Here is a 14,155-nt window from a genome sequence, read left to right as displayed (position 1 = left end):
ATCAGCTTGAACAACGGGCATCCTGCAAGTCTTGTTGCAGCTTGGCAAGCTGACGCTGGAAACGCTTTGTTTGCTTGGCAGAACGGCTGTGCATCAGGTTTTGCCGCGCACGCTGCTCGCGGGTCTGCAGGCTGGCACATGACTTGGCGGATCGCTGCCGGGATGGCGCGGGAGTCAGCGTGCGCTTTGGCTTGCCACGCTCTTCCGCCACCAAGACCTGACGGCCATGAATCTGGTAATACTCCCGGCTGACCAGGCTGAAGCTGCCCGGCTGCATCATCTGCGCCTGATGCCCCGCAGGACAGGGGTGATCCTGATACAGGATTTGCCTTTGCGGGCCCAGGCACTTGAATACCTGGGCCGATACGGGCAATGCACACAACAGCAACGCCAGATAGCCATGACACCACATGAGTCATCTCCAGGAAGCAAAGCGGACTGGAGATGAAACGGGATTTCCCTTGCCGTGGCTGCCGGACCAACTGGCAGTTGCCTGAAATGCAAACAGGCGACCGTAGTCGCCTGCTGCAGTCACTGCACGGGCAAACAATCAGCCCAGGAACAGCACGGCTTCTGCTTCAACCTGCACACCCTTGGGCAGGCTGGCCACGCCAACGGCGGCACGCGCCGGGTAAGGCTGGCTGAAGTACTGGCCCATGATTTCGTTGAAAGTAGCGAAATTGGACAGGTCGGTCAGGTAGGCATTGAGCTTGACGATCTGGTCCAGGCTGCCGCCTGCGGCTTCGCACACGGCTTTCAGGTTCTTGAATACCTGATGGGTTTCGGCCGCGAAACCACCTTCCACCACGGTCATGGTGGCCGGGTCCAGCGGAATCTGGCCGGACAGGTAAACGGTGTTGCCAGCCTTTACGGCCTGGGAGTAAGCACCGATGGCGGCCGGAGCGTGTTCGGTATGGATGATTTCTTTGGTCATTTACTGGTCTCCATCCCTGAGAAACAGGGTTAACAGGTCATTGAGAAAACGTTGCCCCTGCAAAGTGGGGCGAATGGTGGTGGCATCCTGCTCCAGCAATCCTTGCTGGATGGCCTGCTGCAATTCATTCCGGATACAGGATACAGGCAAACCGGTACGCTCGGTGAACAGGCGCGTTTCAAAACCGCCGGTCAGCCGTAGCAGATTCATCATGAACTCGAACGGCAGGTCGTCGCGCGCCACCTTGCGGCTGCTTTGCACCGGCTGGCCGTCGGCCACTGCCTGGATATAGGCCGCAGGCTGCTTGTGGCGCATTTCCCGCACGATGCCCTCGTGGCTGCTGATCTTGCCGTGCGCGCCGGCACCAATGCCCAGATAGTCGCCAAACTGCCAGTAATTGACGTTATGGCGGCTGCGCTTGCCGGGCCGGGCGAAGGCCGAGGTTTCGTAATGTTCGAAACCGGCAGCGGCCAGTCGCGCTTCGATGGCATCCTGCATGTCCGCCGACACTTCATCATCCGGCAGGTTTTGCGGTGTGCGCACAGCGTACAGCGTGTTGGGCTCGATGGTGAGGTGATAAGCCGACAGGTGAGTGATGCCATGCGACAAGGCGGTGTCGATATCCTGTAGCGCCTGTTCCAGCGTCTGGCCGGGCAAGGCATACATCAGGTCGAGGTTGACGTTGTCGAAGCAGGACAGCGCGATGTCGATGGCACGGCGCGCCTCGTCACCATCGTGAATCCGCCCCAGCACTTGCAGATGCTGCGGATTGAAGCTCTGGATGCCGATGGACAGGCGATTGATTCCAGCCTCACGGTAGCCGCGGAATTTTTCTGCCTCGAAGGTGCCGGGGTTGGCTTCCATGGTGATTTCCGCTTCCGGCGACAGCCGCAGCCGGGCACGAATGCCCGCCAGCAGGATATCCATGGCCTGGGCGGAAAACAGGCTGGGCGTACCACCTCCCATGAAAATGGTGCTGACGCTGCGGCCCCAGATGGCGGGCAGGCTGTATTCCAGATCGCGCAGCAGGGTTTCCACATAGGCCATTTCATCGAAACCACCGCTGGCGACGCCAGCTTGCGGGTTCCACTGTACAGTCTGGCCGCTACCGCTTTTCAGCTCGTGCGAGTTGAAATCGCAATACGGGCATTTGCGCACGCACCAGGGGAAATGGATGTAGAGCGACAGCGGCGGCAGTTCGCGCAGGCCGCCCTTCAGCCCGGACAGGTCAATCACGCTCATGCCAGCTCACGCAGTTTGCCCAGCATGGCCTGCATGGCCTTGCCGCGATGGCTGACACGGTTCTTGTCCTCGGCCGCCAGCTGGGCCACGGTGCAGCCGAATTCCGGCAGGTAGAAGTAGGGGTCGTAACCGAAGCCACCCTCGCCTGCTGCGGTATCCTGCACTTCGCCCAGCCACATGCCGTCGGCCACCAGCGGTTGCGGGTCGTCGGCATGGCGTACCAGTACCAGCACGCAGTAATACCAGGCGCGGCGATTGTCCTTGCCTTGCAGCTTTTCGATCAGCTTGGCGTTATTGCGCTCGTCCGACTTGGGCTCGCCGGCATAGCGGGCCGACAACACACCGGGCTTGCCGCCCAGCGCTTCCACGCAGATGCCGGAATCGTCGGCCAGCGCCGGCAGACCGGTGACATGACTGGCATGACGGGCCTTTTCCAGCGCATTTTCCAGAAAGGTGTAATGCGGCTCCGGGCATTCCGGCACATTGAGTTGCCCTTGCGGAATGACGGTGACACCCAGCGGTGCCAGCAGGGCGGAAAATTCACGCAGCTTGCCAGCGTTATTGCTGGCGAGAACCAGTTTGTCGAACATGTGGATTCATCCTGTTGCGTACAGCGCAGAACAGCAGGGTAAGCGGCCAACCATGCCGCGTCCACCCTGCTGTCAGCACGGATTATTCGGTGTCGGACACGCGGGACGGCATGGCCGCCAATGCCTGCAACAGCAGGCCTTCGTCGGCACCATCCAACAGCTTGGCATCGGACAGCATGCGTCGCCACTGGCGTGCACCCGGCATACCCTGGAACAAGCCCAGTATATGGCGGGCAATATTACGCAGCTTGTGGCCCTCGGCCAGACGGGCCCGGATATAGGGCAGCATGGCATCCACCACCTGCTGGCGGCTGACGGCAGTGCTGTCATCACCATAGAAAGCAGCATCCCACTCGGCCATCAGCCAGGGGTTGTGATAAGCCTCGCGCCCCACCATCACGCCATCGACATGGCGCAGGTGTTCGGCGATTTCGGCATTGGTTTTTACCCCGCCATTGATCAGGATTTCCAGTTCCGGTCTTTCCTGCTTCAGGCGGTAGACATAGTCGTATTTGAGCGGCGGGATTTCGCGGTTTTCCTTGGGGCTGAGGCCCTTGAGGATGGCATTGCGCGCATGCACGATAAAGGTGTTGCAACCGGCGGCAGCCACCTGGTCGACAAAACCGGCCAGGTAGTCGTAATGCTCGATCTGGTCGATACCGATGCGGTGCTTGACGGTGACATCGATGTCCACCACATCGCGCATGGCCTTGACGCAGTCGGCCACCAGTTGCGGCTCGGCCATCAGGCAGGCACCAAACGCTCCCTTCTGGACCCGCTCGGACGGGCAGCCGACGTTGAGGTTCACCTCGTCATAACCCCACTGCTGCGCCAACCGCGCGCACTGCGCCAGCTCGGACGGCTCGGAGCCACCCAGTTGCAGGGCCACCGGGTGTTCGGCTTCGTCAAAGCGCAGGTGCCGCTCCACATCGCCATACAGCAGCGCACCAGTGGTGACCATTTCGGTATACAGCCAGGTATGACGGCTGATTTGCCGGGCAAAGTAGCGGTAGTGGCGGTCGGTCCAGTCCAGCATCGGGGCGACAGACAGACGGCGTGAGGGCAAAACGGACTTGGTGGCGTTCATCGTGGTCAGGGCTAGTGGGCCCGGCCTTGCAGGCCAGGGTGCATCAGAGGGCAGCGGCTGCTGACATGCTGCAAAAACAGAGACTTAACAGGGCGCACATTATCCGGCGCGCTCTGGTGCAGGGTCAAGCCTCGTCACGGTCAAAGCAGGCAGACAAAGAAAAACCTCCGCGGCAGGCGGGCTGCTGGCGGAGGTTTGATCTGACGTGAGCAGGAATCAGAGCATCCAGCCGATATGGGCCGGTACCTGGCCATCCACCGCCATCATCACCGACAGTGCGGTGACGGTGATGATGGAGAAGAAGAACACCTGACGCGCCCAGACGCGGTCGTCAGTGCTTTCCTTGTAACCGGACAGCGCCATCTTCAGCCACCACAGGCTGGTGGCACAGGCCACGGCCAGGTAGCCATAACCGGCATAGCCGTAGAACACCAACAGCAAGGTGGCAACGGCAAAGGCCAGAATGTACAGCACGATCTGCTGCTTGGCCTCGGAAATGCCCTTCACCACCGGCAGCACCGGAATCTTGGCCGCTTCGTAGTCCTTGAAGCGGAAGATGGCGATGGCATAGGAGTGCGGCATCTGCCACAGGCAGAACATCAGCAGCAGGATGGCAGCACCGCTGTCAAAGCGGCCGCTGGCGGCACAGTAACCCGCCACCGGCGGTACTGCGCCGGACAGGCTGCCCACCAGGGTGCCGTATACCGACTTGCGCTTCATGTACAGGCTGTACACGCCAACATAGATCACGAAGCCAAACGCAGCACAGGCCAGCGCCAGCATGTTGGTCCAGATGGCCAGCGTGGCAAAGCCGGTAACACCCAGCACAAAACCATGTGCCAGCGCTGCCTTGGGGCTCATGTCGCCGGTCACCAGCACCCGTTTCTGGGTGCGGGCCATGCGTGCGTCGATATCGCGGTCGATGCAGTTGTTGATGGCGCAGCCGGAAGCCACCACCAGCGACAACCCGGCCACCGTGGCCAGCAGCAGGGTCCAGTCCAGACGCCCCTGCGATGCCAGCAAGAAACCACCCACGGTGGAGATGAGGTTGCCGAAGATGATGCCCGGCTTGGTCACCTGCAAATAGCGCTTGAGTTTCATCACGTCCCGGCTCAGCGCAACATCAGTGCATCGGCGGTGGAGATGATCCACACCGACAGGCCAACCAGCATCACGATGATCATCGCGGTGAACAGGAAGGAGAAGCTGTTGAGCTTGCCTTCCTTGGTGAAGTTCAGATGCAGGAAGTACTTGAGGTGCACGATGATCTGCACCACGGCGAAGCCGAAGATGCCGATAACGGTGGCCTGCTTGGTGAAGCTGCCACTCATCACCATCCAGAACGGAATGGCGGTGAGGATGACAGCCAGCACGAAACCGGTGAGGTAGCTTTTTACGCTGCCGTGGTCGGCGGCGTGTTCATGAGCCTGACTCATTACATGGCTCCTTTCAGGTACACGACGGTAAACACGCAGATCCACACGATGTCCAGGAAGTGCCAGAACAGGCTGAGGCAGCTCAGGCGGGTCATGGCGCGGCCGGTCAGGCCGGTCTTGGCCACTTCGAACATCATCACCGCCATCCACAGCAGGCCGGCGGTCACGTGCAGGCCATGCAGGCCGACCAGGCCGAAGAAGGACGACAGGAAGGCGCTGACATTCGGGCCATGTCCTTCGGCGATCAGGTGGTGAAACTCGTTCACTTCCATGCCGATAAACACGGCACCGCAGGCAAAGGTAACGGCCAGCCAGCCCAGCACGGCCGACTTGTTGCCCTTGTAACCGGCAATCATGGCAAAGCCGTAGGTGATGGAGGACAGCAGCAGGGCTGCGGTTTCACCCATCACATAAGGCAGCTCGAAGATTTCCTTGCCCGAAACACCGGTGGCGATATTGCGATACAGCACTGCATAAGCCGCAAAAGCCGTGGCGAACAGAATGCAGTCGGTCATCAGATAGAACCAGAAGCCCAGCACGGTTTGCGAACCGCTGTCGTGGTGCTCGTGGTCATCATGCGCGTCGTGCGCGTGTTCTACATAAGTACTCATCTTGGCTCAACCTGTTAAGCAGTAGTGGTGGGACGGCTGCCACGACGCGGCTTGTCAGCATCGCGTTCGCTGTAGTTGTCCACATCAATGCCCATTTTTTCAAAGTGGGCACGCTCGATTGCTTCCACTTCATCCGGCTGTACGTAGTAGTCCAGATTGTTGTCGTAGGCGCGGGCCAGCATGGCACCGATGATGCCCACCAGGCCGACAATCGCCAGCCACCAGATATGCCAGATCAAGGCAAAACCCAGCAGGGTGGTGAAGCCGCCGATGTACACGCCGGTGGCGGTGTTGCTCGGCATGTGGATCGGTGCGTACTTCTGCGGCACCTTGTAAGCCTCGCCCTTTTCCTTCATGTCGGTGAAGGCGTCGATATCATGCACATGCGGCACAACGGCAAAGTTGTAGAACGGCGGCGGGGAGGAAGTGGACCATTCCAGGGTATGGCCATTCCACGGGTCGCCGGTCACGTCGGCCAGTTTCTTGCGGTCGCGGATGCTCACCACGATCTGCAGCAGCTGGCAGCCGATACCGCAGGCAATCAGCACGGCGCCCACGCAGGCGATGTACAGCCACGGGTCCCAAGCCGGATTATCAGTATGGTTCAGACGACGGGTCATGCCCAGGAAGCCCAGGATGTACAGCGGGATAAAGGCAAACATGAAGCCGCTCTGCCAGAACCAGAAGGCTGCCTTGCCCAGTTTTTCATTCAGCTTGAAGCCGAAGGCCTTGGGGAACCAGTAGGAGAAACCTGCCAGATAGCCGAATACCGCGCCACCGATGATGGTGTTGTGGAAGTGGGCAATCAGGAACAGGCTGTTGTGCAGCACGAAGTCGGCACCCGGAACGGCCATCAGCACGCCGGTCATGCCGCCGATGGAGAAGGTCACCATGAAGCCCATGGTCCACAGTACCGGCGGGGTAAAGCGGATACGACCCTGATACATGGTGAACAGCCAGTTGAACAGCTTCACGCCGGTCGGCACCGAAATCACCATGGTGGCGATACCGAAGAAGGCGTTCACATCCGCACCGGAACCCATGGTGAAGAAGTGGTGCAGCCACACCATGAAGCCCAGCACCGAAATCACGCCACTGGCGACGATCATGGAGGTATGGCCAAACAGGCGCTTGCCGGAGAAGGTGGAGATGACTTCAGAGAAGATACCGAAAGCTGGCAGCACCAGAATGTAAACTTCAGGATGGCCCCAGGCCCAGAACAGGTTCAGGTACATCATGGCGTTGCCACCGGCTTCCGCGGTAAAGAAGTGGAAGTCCAGGTAGCGGTCCAGGCTCAGCATGGCCAGGGCGCCGGTCAGGATGGGGAAGGAAGCCACGATCAGCACGTTGGCCCAGGTGCAGGTCCAGGTGAAGATCGGCATTTGCATCAGCTTCATGCCCGGTGCGCGCATCTTGATGATGGTGACCAGGAAGTTGATCGCCGTCAGCGTCGTCCCTATACCGGATATCTGTAGCGCCCAGGTGTAGTAATCCACCCCCACATCAGGACTGAACCCCAGCTCGGACAGCGGCGGATAAGCCACCCAGCCGGTACGGGCAAAGTTACCCACACCCAGCGACAGGTTGACCAGGATCACCGCCGACACCAGCAGCCAGAAACTCAGCGAGTTCAGGAAGGGGAAGGCCACGTCGCGCGCGCCGATTTGCAGCGGCACCACGATGTTCATCAGGCCGGTCATGAAAGGCATGGCCATGAAGATGATCATGATCACACCGTGCGCGGTGAAGATCTGGTCATAGTGTTCTGGCGGGAATACCCCCAGATGCCCGTCGGTGGCCATGGCCAGCTGGGCACGCATCATCAGTGCATCGGCAAAGCCGCGCAGCAGCATGATCATGGCGACGATGATGTACATCACGCCAATCTTCTTGTGGTCGACCGAAGTCAGCCACTCTTTCCACAAATAGCCCCATTTACCGAACTTGGTAATGAGCGCCATCACCACCAGGCCCATCAGGCCGGCGCCGGACAGCGCGGCCACGATGATGGGCTCATGCAGAGGGATGGCATCCAGAGTCAGTTTGCCTAACAACATCGATTATTACTCCTTGACGGCCGGGGTTTCGCACAGACGCTTGGTCAGCGCGGCCAGCTTCAGTTCGTCGTCGGTGGCAGCCAGCGACTGGCGGCCTGCCATGTACTTGTGCAGCACGGCATCAAACAGACGCGGTTCCGGCATGTTGTAGAACGCCACCGGATTGTTCTCGCTCGGCTTGGCCAGCGCGAGATAGGCATCTGCATTCAAGGACTTGCCAGCAGCACGCACCTTCTGTACCCAGGCATCAAACTGCTCGGGCGTTTCGGTGGCAATGGCATTGAACTTCATGCCGGAGAAACCGGCGCCGCTGTAGTTGGACGACATGCCCTTGTAGGTACCGGCTTCATTGGCGATCAGATGCAGCTTGGTTTCCATGCCGGCCATGGCGTAAATCTGGCCACCCAGCTGCGGGATGAAGAAGGAGTTCATCGCGGCATCGGAAGTGATGCGGAAGTTAACCGGGACGTTCTTGGGGAAGGCCAGCTGGTTGACGGTGGCGATGTTCAGATCCGGGTAGATGAACAGCCACTTCCAGTTCATGGCAACCACCTGCACGTTGATCGGCTTCTTGTCCGAATCCAGCGGGCGGTACGGGTCCAGCTTGTGCGTGGTGTTCCAGGTCACCACGGCCAGACAGCTGACGATGATGATGGGGATGATCCAGACCACGGCCTCGATCTTGTTGGAGTGGGACCACTTGGGCGTGTAGATGGCGTCCTTGTTGCTGGCACGATACTTCCAGGCAAACAGGAAAGTCATCACGATGACCGGAATGACAACCAGCAACATCAGCACAGTGGCGGTGATGATCAGGGATTTCTCATCCGCTGCGACCTGCCCTTTCGGGTCAAGAATGCCACCCTGACAACCGGTGAGCAGTGCAGTCACGACTGGAGAAAGCCCCCACAACAGGCGGGTGGGTCTAGAGTTTCTCATCATACGACTTTACAGGTTAAAGATTCCTTGCTCGCCGCGGCGAGGGACGGCGTCATGTCAGCATGACGCCATCGTTCATGTCGGATGCGGGAGCCCCGCATCAGGAACAAGGCCGTCACATGCGGCCTTGTTACCGTTGAATACCGTTTGACTACCATTCCACACGACACTGCAGCCGTGTCATGCCCCGTCGCCGCACACGCGGCACACCACTCGCGCGCCGGGAGTGGACCGGGTCGCCGGTGCCATCTGTCCTGGGTGGACCTGCTTGAAGAAAACGTGCGTCGTCACCATCTCCCCTCTGCCTGATTTGCGGCATGGGCTGACAAGACTGCGACAATTTGTCACAGTGACGGGCGCGCTATTAAAAATCAGTTTTATTCTCCTTAGCAAGCTGACAGCAACTCTTCATTGGCATAAATGCGCGCAAAAATGGTGCATATTTGATTTGCATCAAGGCGCAAATGTCAGATTTATTGCAGCAACAGCAACACTTTAAGCCATGTGCATTCGCGGTGCAGCGCAGCATTCCGGCTGTTACATTTCGTTGCAAAAAAGTTCCCCTTGCGTAACGCCACAGCTACAGGCAATGAAAAACCGCCGCTTGCAAATGCAAGGCGGCGGTTGGTGATCAGGGATCTGGTTCGTCGTGCGTCAGCTCAGCGTTCCAGCTCCAGAATGGCTTCCATATCCTGGTCTACCTTGCGCATGCGCTCGTAGAGTTCGCCGGTACTGCCCACCATCTGGTCCAGCTGTTCCTGACTGCTGTTGGATGAAGCGGTCAGCTTGCCCAGCAAGTTCACCACTTGCTGCATTTCGCCTGCAAAGCTGCTGACATGCTCGCTCATCAACCGCATGTCCACGCCCACTTGCGCCACGCCACTCATCACGTGTTCCACTGCGCCACCGGTTGCATCCAGATTGGACTGGGTGTTGTTGGCCAGCTTGCGCACCTCGTCCGCCACCACGGCAAAACCACGACCGGCTTCCCCGGCGCGTGCGGCTTCAATCGCCGCATTCAGGGCCAGCAGATTGGTCTGCTCGGCAATCTTCTTGATCATCAGCATCACATCGCCAATCTGGCGTGCATCTTTCTCCAGCTCGACAATGCGCAGGCTGACATTGGCTGAGGTCTTGTTGCCCTGCTCCACGCTGCCGGAGAAGCGCGAGATCTCGCTCTGGATGGCAATCAGGTGGGTCACCAGCTCGGCCGAGGCCTGACGGAACATCGGCAGGCTTTCCATCAACTGGCTGGCAAAGCTCTTGTAGCCTTGCAATTCGTGAATCACCTGCGACTTCATCCGGTCGATGCAGCGGGCACGGGAGACTTCACGGCTGGCAAAATAGTTCTTGAAGTTGGCGTAATGAATGGGGAAACGCTGGATGAAGTCATCCTGGAAGCCGTCGCGCGCCGGGTAGAAAAACACTGCGGTCTGGGTCTGGTTGATATTGACCCCTAGCAACTCGCCAAACGAGGAGAAACCGGCCACCGGGATATCGCCGTAGACATTGCTGCCGGACAGCGCATTGCTGTTGTTGAGCCGGCGCAGGATGCAGTCATTGAGCAGGCCACCGACAGCGGCCGGCTTGCCCTGGGTAAAGCGGCTGAAATCGCTCTGGGTTCTTTCCACCAGGCCTTCCTGTTTGAGCAAGTGCAGCTCTTCTCCAAAGCTCAGGTCACAGGCGAAGTGCAATACCCCGTTCTGGGCATCCACACTCAATACCGAGCGCACGAACATATCGTTCTTGATCTTGATGCCAAAGCTGTACTTGCCCAGTCTGTCACCCACTTCGCCAGGGCTGCAGGAGAAGTGACGCGCCAGCACTTCCACCACATTGGCCACCTTGCCGTCCCGGTCGAATACCGACTCTACGGTGCGCAGTTCGGCACTGGCTTTGGCAATGGTAAAAGCAGTACCGGTTTCCTGGAAGTTCTGCGACTTGAACACGCCGTAGCGATAGGCCGGGGACAGCTTGATGAACACCAGTACCGCATGACCATCGCGCACGCTCTGGCCGTCATGCAGGCGGGTCATGGAGAAATCGAGCGGACCACCGGCCGAACCACCGATGAACAGGTAGGGGAAGCGTTCCGATTCGTACACGGCTTCCATCAGATAGCTTTCACTGCTGGACAGGCCGTCCACCAAGGTCAGCACGAAACCGTCCTGATAGCTCATGGAAAAGCCGGGCTGCACGCGGGACAAGTTGTCCATGATGCGGCGCACCCGCTCGTCACGCCCCATCTTGCTCTGGCCCGCCTTCAGGTCTTCACAGCCCAGGGGCACGCTGGCCACATGCACGGCAGACAGGATTTGCTTGTCAAACAGCTGGAACACCATGCTGTCCCAACCCGGATTGGCCGGAAGATACAGCGGGTCGTTTGCCTTGAGCGAACACAGTTCGCCCGCAGTGGTGGTCAGCACCACCTTGGCACCGGGAAAGGCGGCGGCGGCGCTACGCGCTACCTGGTCCAGATTGGCTGCCGGATTGATGAAGCCGAGCACCAGGGCGATGTCGTCCCGGCTGGCGGCACGCAGGTCGTTTTCTACCGAAGAAGTGCGGCTGCGGATGATCTGGATGGGCGCAGAGCCCTGCTTGCCCGGCTCGCTTTGAATGGTGGGTTTATTGCGCTTGAAAAACATCCTGACACTCTCCCGTTGGCAATGTGAATCATTATTATTTTCATGCTTATGACATGGTTTGAAATGAATATTAGCAAGAAAAACCGTACATTCCAGCCTGTTATTACGAATGTTCTGATCCAGCTCAGATTCAAGTCCTCGTGCTGTACGGTTGAGTCTGAGTCTGCCTCAGGCCATACTCCCCCCGTATTGTGTCAACCGGATGGATGAGCAGGCATGACCTACCGTATCGTATTTGTTGAAGATGACCCTGATCTGGCCGAATTGATCAGCGATTTTCTGGCCCGCCACGAAATGGACGTCGTGATAGAGCCGCGTGGTGATACGGCGCTGGCCACCATTGAAAGAGAAGCACCGGACATGGTGCTGCTGGACATCATGCTGCCGGGCAAGGATGGTTTGTCCATCTGCCGTGAGCTGCGACCCAACTTTGACGGCCCCATCATCATGCTCACCTCGCTGGATAGCGACATGAACCAGATTCTGGGGCTGGAACTGGGCGCCAATGACTACATCCTGAAAACCACGCCGCCGTCGGTGCTGGTGGCCCGCCTGCGCTCGCAGCTGCGCAATATGCGCCCGGCCCAGGCCGCCAGCGAGAGCGCACCGGTCAAGACCCAGCGCAAACTGGTATTCGGCCAGCTGTCCATCGACCCGGTCAGCCGGGATGTGGTGCTGGGCAAGGAAAAGGTGGCACTGTCCACCTCCGACTTCGACTTGCTGTGGTTGCTGGCCAATCATGCCGGCGAAACACTCAACCGCGACATCCTGCTCAAGGAAATGCGCGGTGTCAGCTATGACGGACTGGATCGCAGCATTGACGTGGCCATTTCCCGCCTGCGCAAAAAGCTGGGCGACAACCCCACCGAACCTTTCCGCATCAAGACCGTGCGCAATCGCGGCTACCTGTTCTCCTTGTCCGGCTGGGAATAATCCATGCGTCGTCTGTTCATCCAGTTTTACCTGCTGCTGGTCACCTGCTTCATGGTGGCGGTGGTCATGGTGGGTGCGGTTTACAAGCAGGCAGTGGACGATGTGGGTGAGCGCTATCTGTCAGACTTGCTGCGCACCACCCTGTCGCTGATCGAAGCCGACCTGCACGGCGTGCCGGAAGATCGCTGGACCGAAACCCTGCAAAGCTCCAACCATGACTTTACCTTCAAGGTGACGGTGGAAAAGCAGAGCAACTACTTGCTGGATGAAGAATCGGAAGAAGCCCTCAACAATGGCGAGATCGTCATGCTGGAGGACAAGTACCTGTTCCTGCAGAAGATAGAGGACAGCAATTACTTGCTGGTAGCCGGCCCCTTGCGCTACCTGTTCTTCCTGCATCAGCTCAAGTCGGTGGATTACGCCTTGCTGGCCTTGCTGGGTTTGTCACTGGCCATTCCGGTGTTCTTGTGGATGCAGCCGCACTGGAAAGACCTGGTCACCCTGGAAAAAACTGCCGGCAAACTCGCTGGCGGCGATTTTTCCGCCCGTGTGCATTTGCCCAGCCGTTCCGGTGTACGCCAGGTCGGTGCGGCGTTCAACCATATGGCAGACAGCATTGCCGCCCTGCTGGCCAGCAAGAAGGCACTGACCAATGCGGTGGCGCACGAGTTGCGCACGCCACTGGCACGTTTGCGCTACCGGCTGGCCCTGCTGGAAGGCGATGAGGACTCCCCGGCCAAGAAAGCCATCGAAAAAGACCTGTCCGCCATTGACTCGCTGGTAGAAGAACTGCTGTTTCATGCCAAGCTGGACCGCCCGGAAGCACCGTTGCAGCTGACGCAGTTTGATGCCGTCAGCTGGGCATGCGAGCGCATTCATGAGCAAGCCACGCTGGCCCCGGAACTGAACTGGCTGGAACCGGCGGAAGAAACGCTGAACTTTCTGGCTGACCAGTATCTGGTCACCCGCGCGCTGGACAACTTCCTGTCCAATGCACGGCGCTATGCAAAGAGCACGATCCAGACCACGCTGCGCATGGAAGACCGCAACTGCATCATCATGGTGGACGATGACGGCCCGGGTATTCCGGCAGAAGACCGGGACCGGGTGTTCGACCCCTTCATCCGGCTGGATGAAAGCCGTGGCCGCAAGACCGGTGGCCACGGGCTGGGGCTGGCCATTGTTGCCGGCATTGCGCGGCTGCACCATGGCGAGGTGAAAGTGGAAACCTCGCCCTTGGGTGGCGCACGCTTCATTATTCGTTGGCCAACATGAGAATGTACATTTAGTTACATTGAGAAACATGGCGTGGGTAGACGTTGCCGTGCAGCACCGTTAGGATGCCCCCCTGAATAGGACTATCTGTCCGCCTTCAAACTTGATTTTCAAGATGAACTTAGGAGTTTTACAAAAATGAAAAAGCTGGCTCTGCTCGCTCTGACCGCCGCCTTTGGCCTGACCTCCACTGCTTCCTTCGCTGCTGATACCTCCGCTCCGGTAGCTATCCACAAGGCCAAGAAGGCTGAGAAGAAAGTAAAGAAAGACGCTTCCGCTCAGAAGGCTCAAGCCGCAGAAGCTTCCGCTCCGGCCAAGAAAGCCAAAAAAGTAGCCAAGAAAGACGCTTCTGCTCAGAAAGCTCAAGCTGCTGAAGCTTCCGCTCCGGCCAAGAAAGCCAAGAAAG

Annotated in this window: 14 protein-coding genes and 1 pseudogene; 3 read left to right on the top strand and 12 right to left on the bottom strand. The window is 58.8% G+C overall.

Annotated features, from left to right (window positions below; translation table 11 throughout):
* Position 1: 1 nt before the first annotated feature.
* The 12 genes and pseudogenes from ACE3SE_RS17825 to ACE3SE_RS17770 form a co-directional block, all read right to left on the bottom strand.
* Positions 2–412 carry a DUF4124 domain-containing protein gene (locus tag ACE3SE_RS17825; RefSeq protein ID WP_374557243.1) on the bottom strand — a complete coding sequence of 137 codons (411 nt, stop codon included), beginning with the start codon at positions 410–412 and terminating at the stop codon, positions 2–4.
* Between the two features lie 138 nt (positions 413–550).
* Entirely contained in the window at positions 551–934 is a 384-nt protein-coding gene (locus ACE3SE_RS17820) for a RidA family protein (RefSeq protein ID WP_045847662.1), read from the bottom strand.
* The gene (hemW, locus tag ACE3SE_RS17815) at positions 935–2,176 is read right to left on the bottom strand and encodes a radical SAM family heme chaperone HemW (protein WP_374557241.1); all 1,242 of its coding nucleotides are present in this window, start codon (positions 2,174–2,176) and stop codon (positions 935–937) included. It abuts the gene before it with no gap.
* Positions 2,173–2,766: an RdgB/HAM1 family non-canonical purine NTP pyrophosphatase gene (rdgB, locus tag ACE3SE_RS17810; RefSeq protein WP_062786441.1), complete on the bottom strand. Its 594-nt coding sequence runs from the start codon at positions 2,764–2,766 to the stop codon at positions 2,173–2,175. The genes hemW and rdgB overlap by 4 nt, the downstream gene beginning before the upstream one ends.
* 82 nt (positions 2,767–2,848) lie before the next feature.
* Positions 2,849–3,853 carry a tRNA dihydrouridine(20/20a) synthase DusA gene (gene dusA / locus ACE3SE_RS17805; protein WP_374557238.1) on the bottom strand — a complete coding sequence of 335 codons (1,005 nt, stop codon included), beginning with the start codon at positions 3,851–3,853 and terminating at the stop codon, positions 2,849–2,851.
* A gap of 216 nt (positions 3,854–4,069) precedes the next feature.
* Entirely contained in the window at positions 4,070–4,954 is an 885-nt protein-coding gene (cyoE, locus tag ACE3SE_RS17800; protein ID WP_374557302.1) for a heme o synthase, read from the bottom strand.
* A gap of 11 nt (positions 4,955–4,965) precedes the next feature.
* Positions 4,966–5,289: a cytochrome o ubiquinol oxidase subunit IV gene (gene cyoD, locus ACE3SE_RS17795; protein WP_045847667.1), complete on the bottom strand. Its 324-nt coding sequence runs from the start codon at positions 5,287–5,289 to the stop codon at positions 4,966–4,968.
* Positions 5,289–5,900, bottom strand: a complete 612-nt coding sequence (gene cyoC, locus ACE3SE_RS17790; RefSeq protein ID WP_199102462.1) for a cytochrome o ubiquinol oxidase subunit III — start codon at positions 5,898–5,900, stop codon at positions 5,289–5,291. The genes cyoD and cyoC overlap by 1 nt, the downstream gene beginning before the upstream one ends.
* Before the next feature lie 14 nt (positions 5,901–5,914).
* On the bottom strand, positions 5,915–7,957 hold the full coding sequence (cyoB, locus tag ACE3SE_RS17785) for a cytochrome o ubiquinol oxidase subunit I (protein ID WP_374557236.1): 2,043 nt from the start codon (positions 7,955–7,957) through the stop codon (positions 5,915–5,917).
* Between the two features lie 6 nt (positions 7,958–7,963).
* Complete coding sequence (cyoA, locus tag ACE3SE_RS17780; RefSeq protein ID WP_231588899.1) at positions 7,964–8,848, bottom strand: ubiquinol oxidase subunit II; 885 nt, start codon at positions 8,846–8,848, stop codon at positions 7,964–7,966.
* A 707-nt stretch (positions 8,849–9,555) separates the two neighbouring features.
* Positions 9,556–10,386 (bottom strand): methyl-accepting chemotaxis protein, encoded by an 831-nt coding sequence (locus tag ACE3SE_RS17775; protein ID WP_374557300.1) that lies wholly within the window; start codon positions 10,384–10,386, stop codon positions 9,556–9,558.
* Positions 10,369–11,541, bottom strand: a pseudogene (locus ACE3SE_RS17770) (FIST signal transduction protein); the annotation flags it as partial. The gene ACE3SE_RS17775 and the pseudogene ACE3SE_RS17770, both read right to left, overlap by 18 nt.
* Positions 11,542–11,757: 216 nt before the next feature.
* Between ACE3SE_RS17770 and rstA the strand changes: the two are divergent.
* The 3 genes from rstA to ACE3SE_RS17755 all read left to right on the top strand — a co-directional run.
* Positions 11,758–12,474 carry a two-component system response regulator RstA gene (rstA, locus tag ACE3SE_RS17765; RefSeq protein WP_045847672.1) on the top strand — a complete coding sequence of 239 codons (717 nt, stop codon included), beginning with the start codon at positions 11,758–11,760 and terminating at the stop codon, positions 12,472–12,474.
* A 3-nt stretch (positions 12,475–12,477) separates the two neighbouring features.
* Positions 12,478–13,749 carry a two-component system sensor histidine kinase RstB gene (gene rstB, locus ACE3SE_RS17760; RefSeq protein ID WP_374557233.1) on the top strand — a complete coding sequence of 424 codons (1,272 nt, stop codon included), beginning with the start codon at positions 12,478–12,480 and terminating at the stop codon, positions 13,747–13,749.
* Positions 13,750–13,887: 138 nt separating this feature from the next.
* Positions 13,888–14,155: hypothetical protein (locus ACE3SE_RS17755; RefSeq protein ID WP_374557231.1), on the top strand; the 268-nt coding region annotated here is incomplete at its 3' end.

It is taken from the genome of Aquitalea pelogenes (assembly GCF_041914625.1).
Lineage (GTDB): Bacteria > Pseudomonadota > Gammaproteobacteria > Burkholderiales > Chromobacteriaceae > Aquitalea > Aquitalea pelogenes.
Note: the sequence above shows the minus strand (reverse complement) of the source record. Positions and strands in the feature narration are given on the sequence as shown.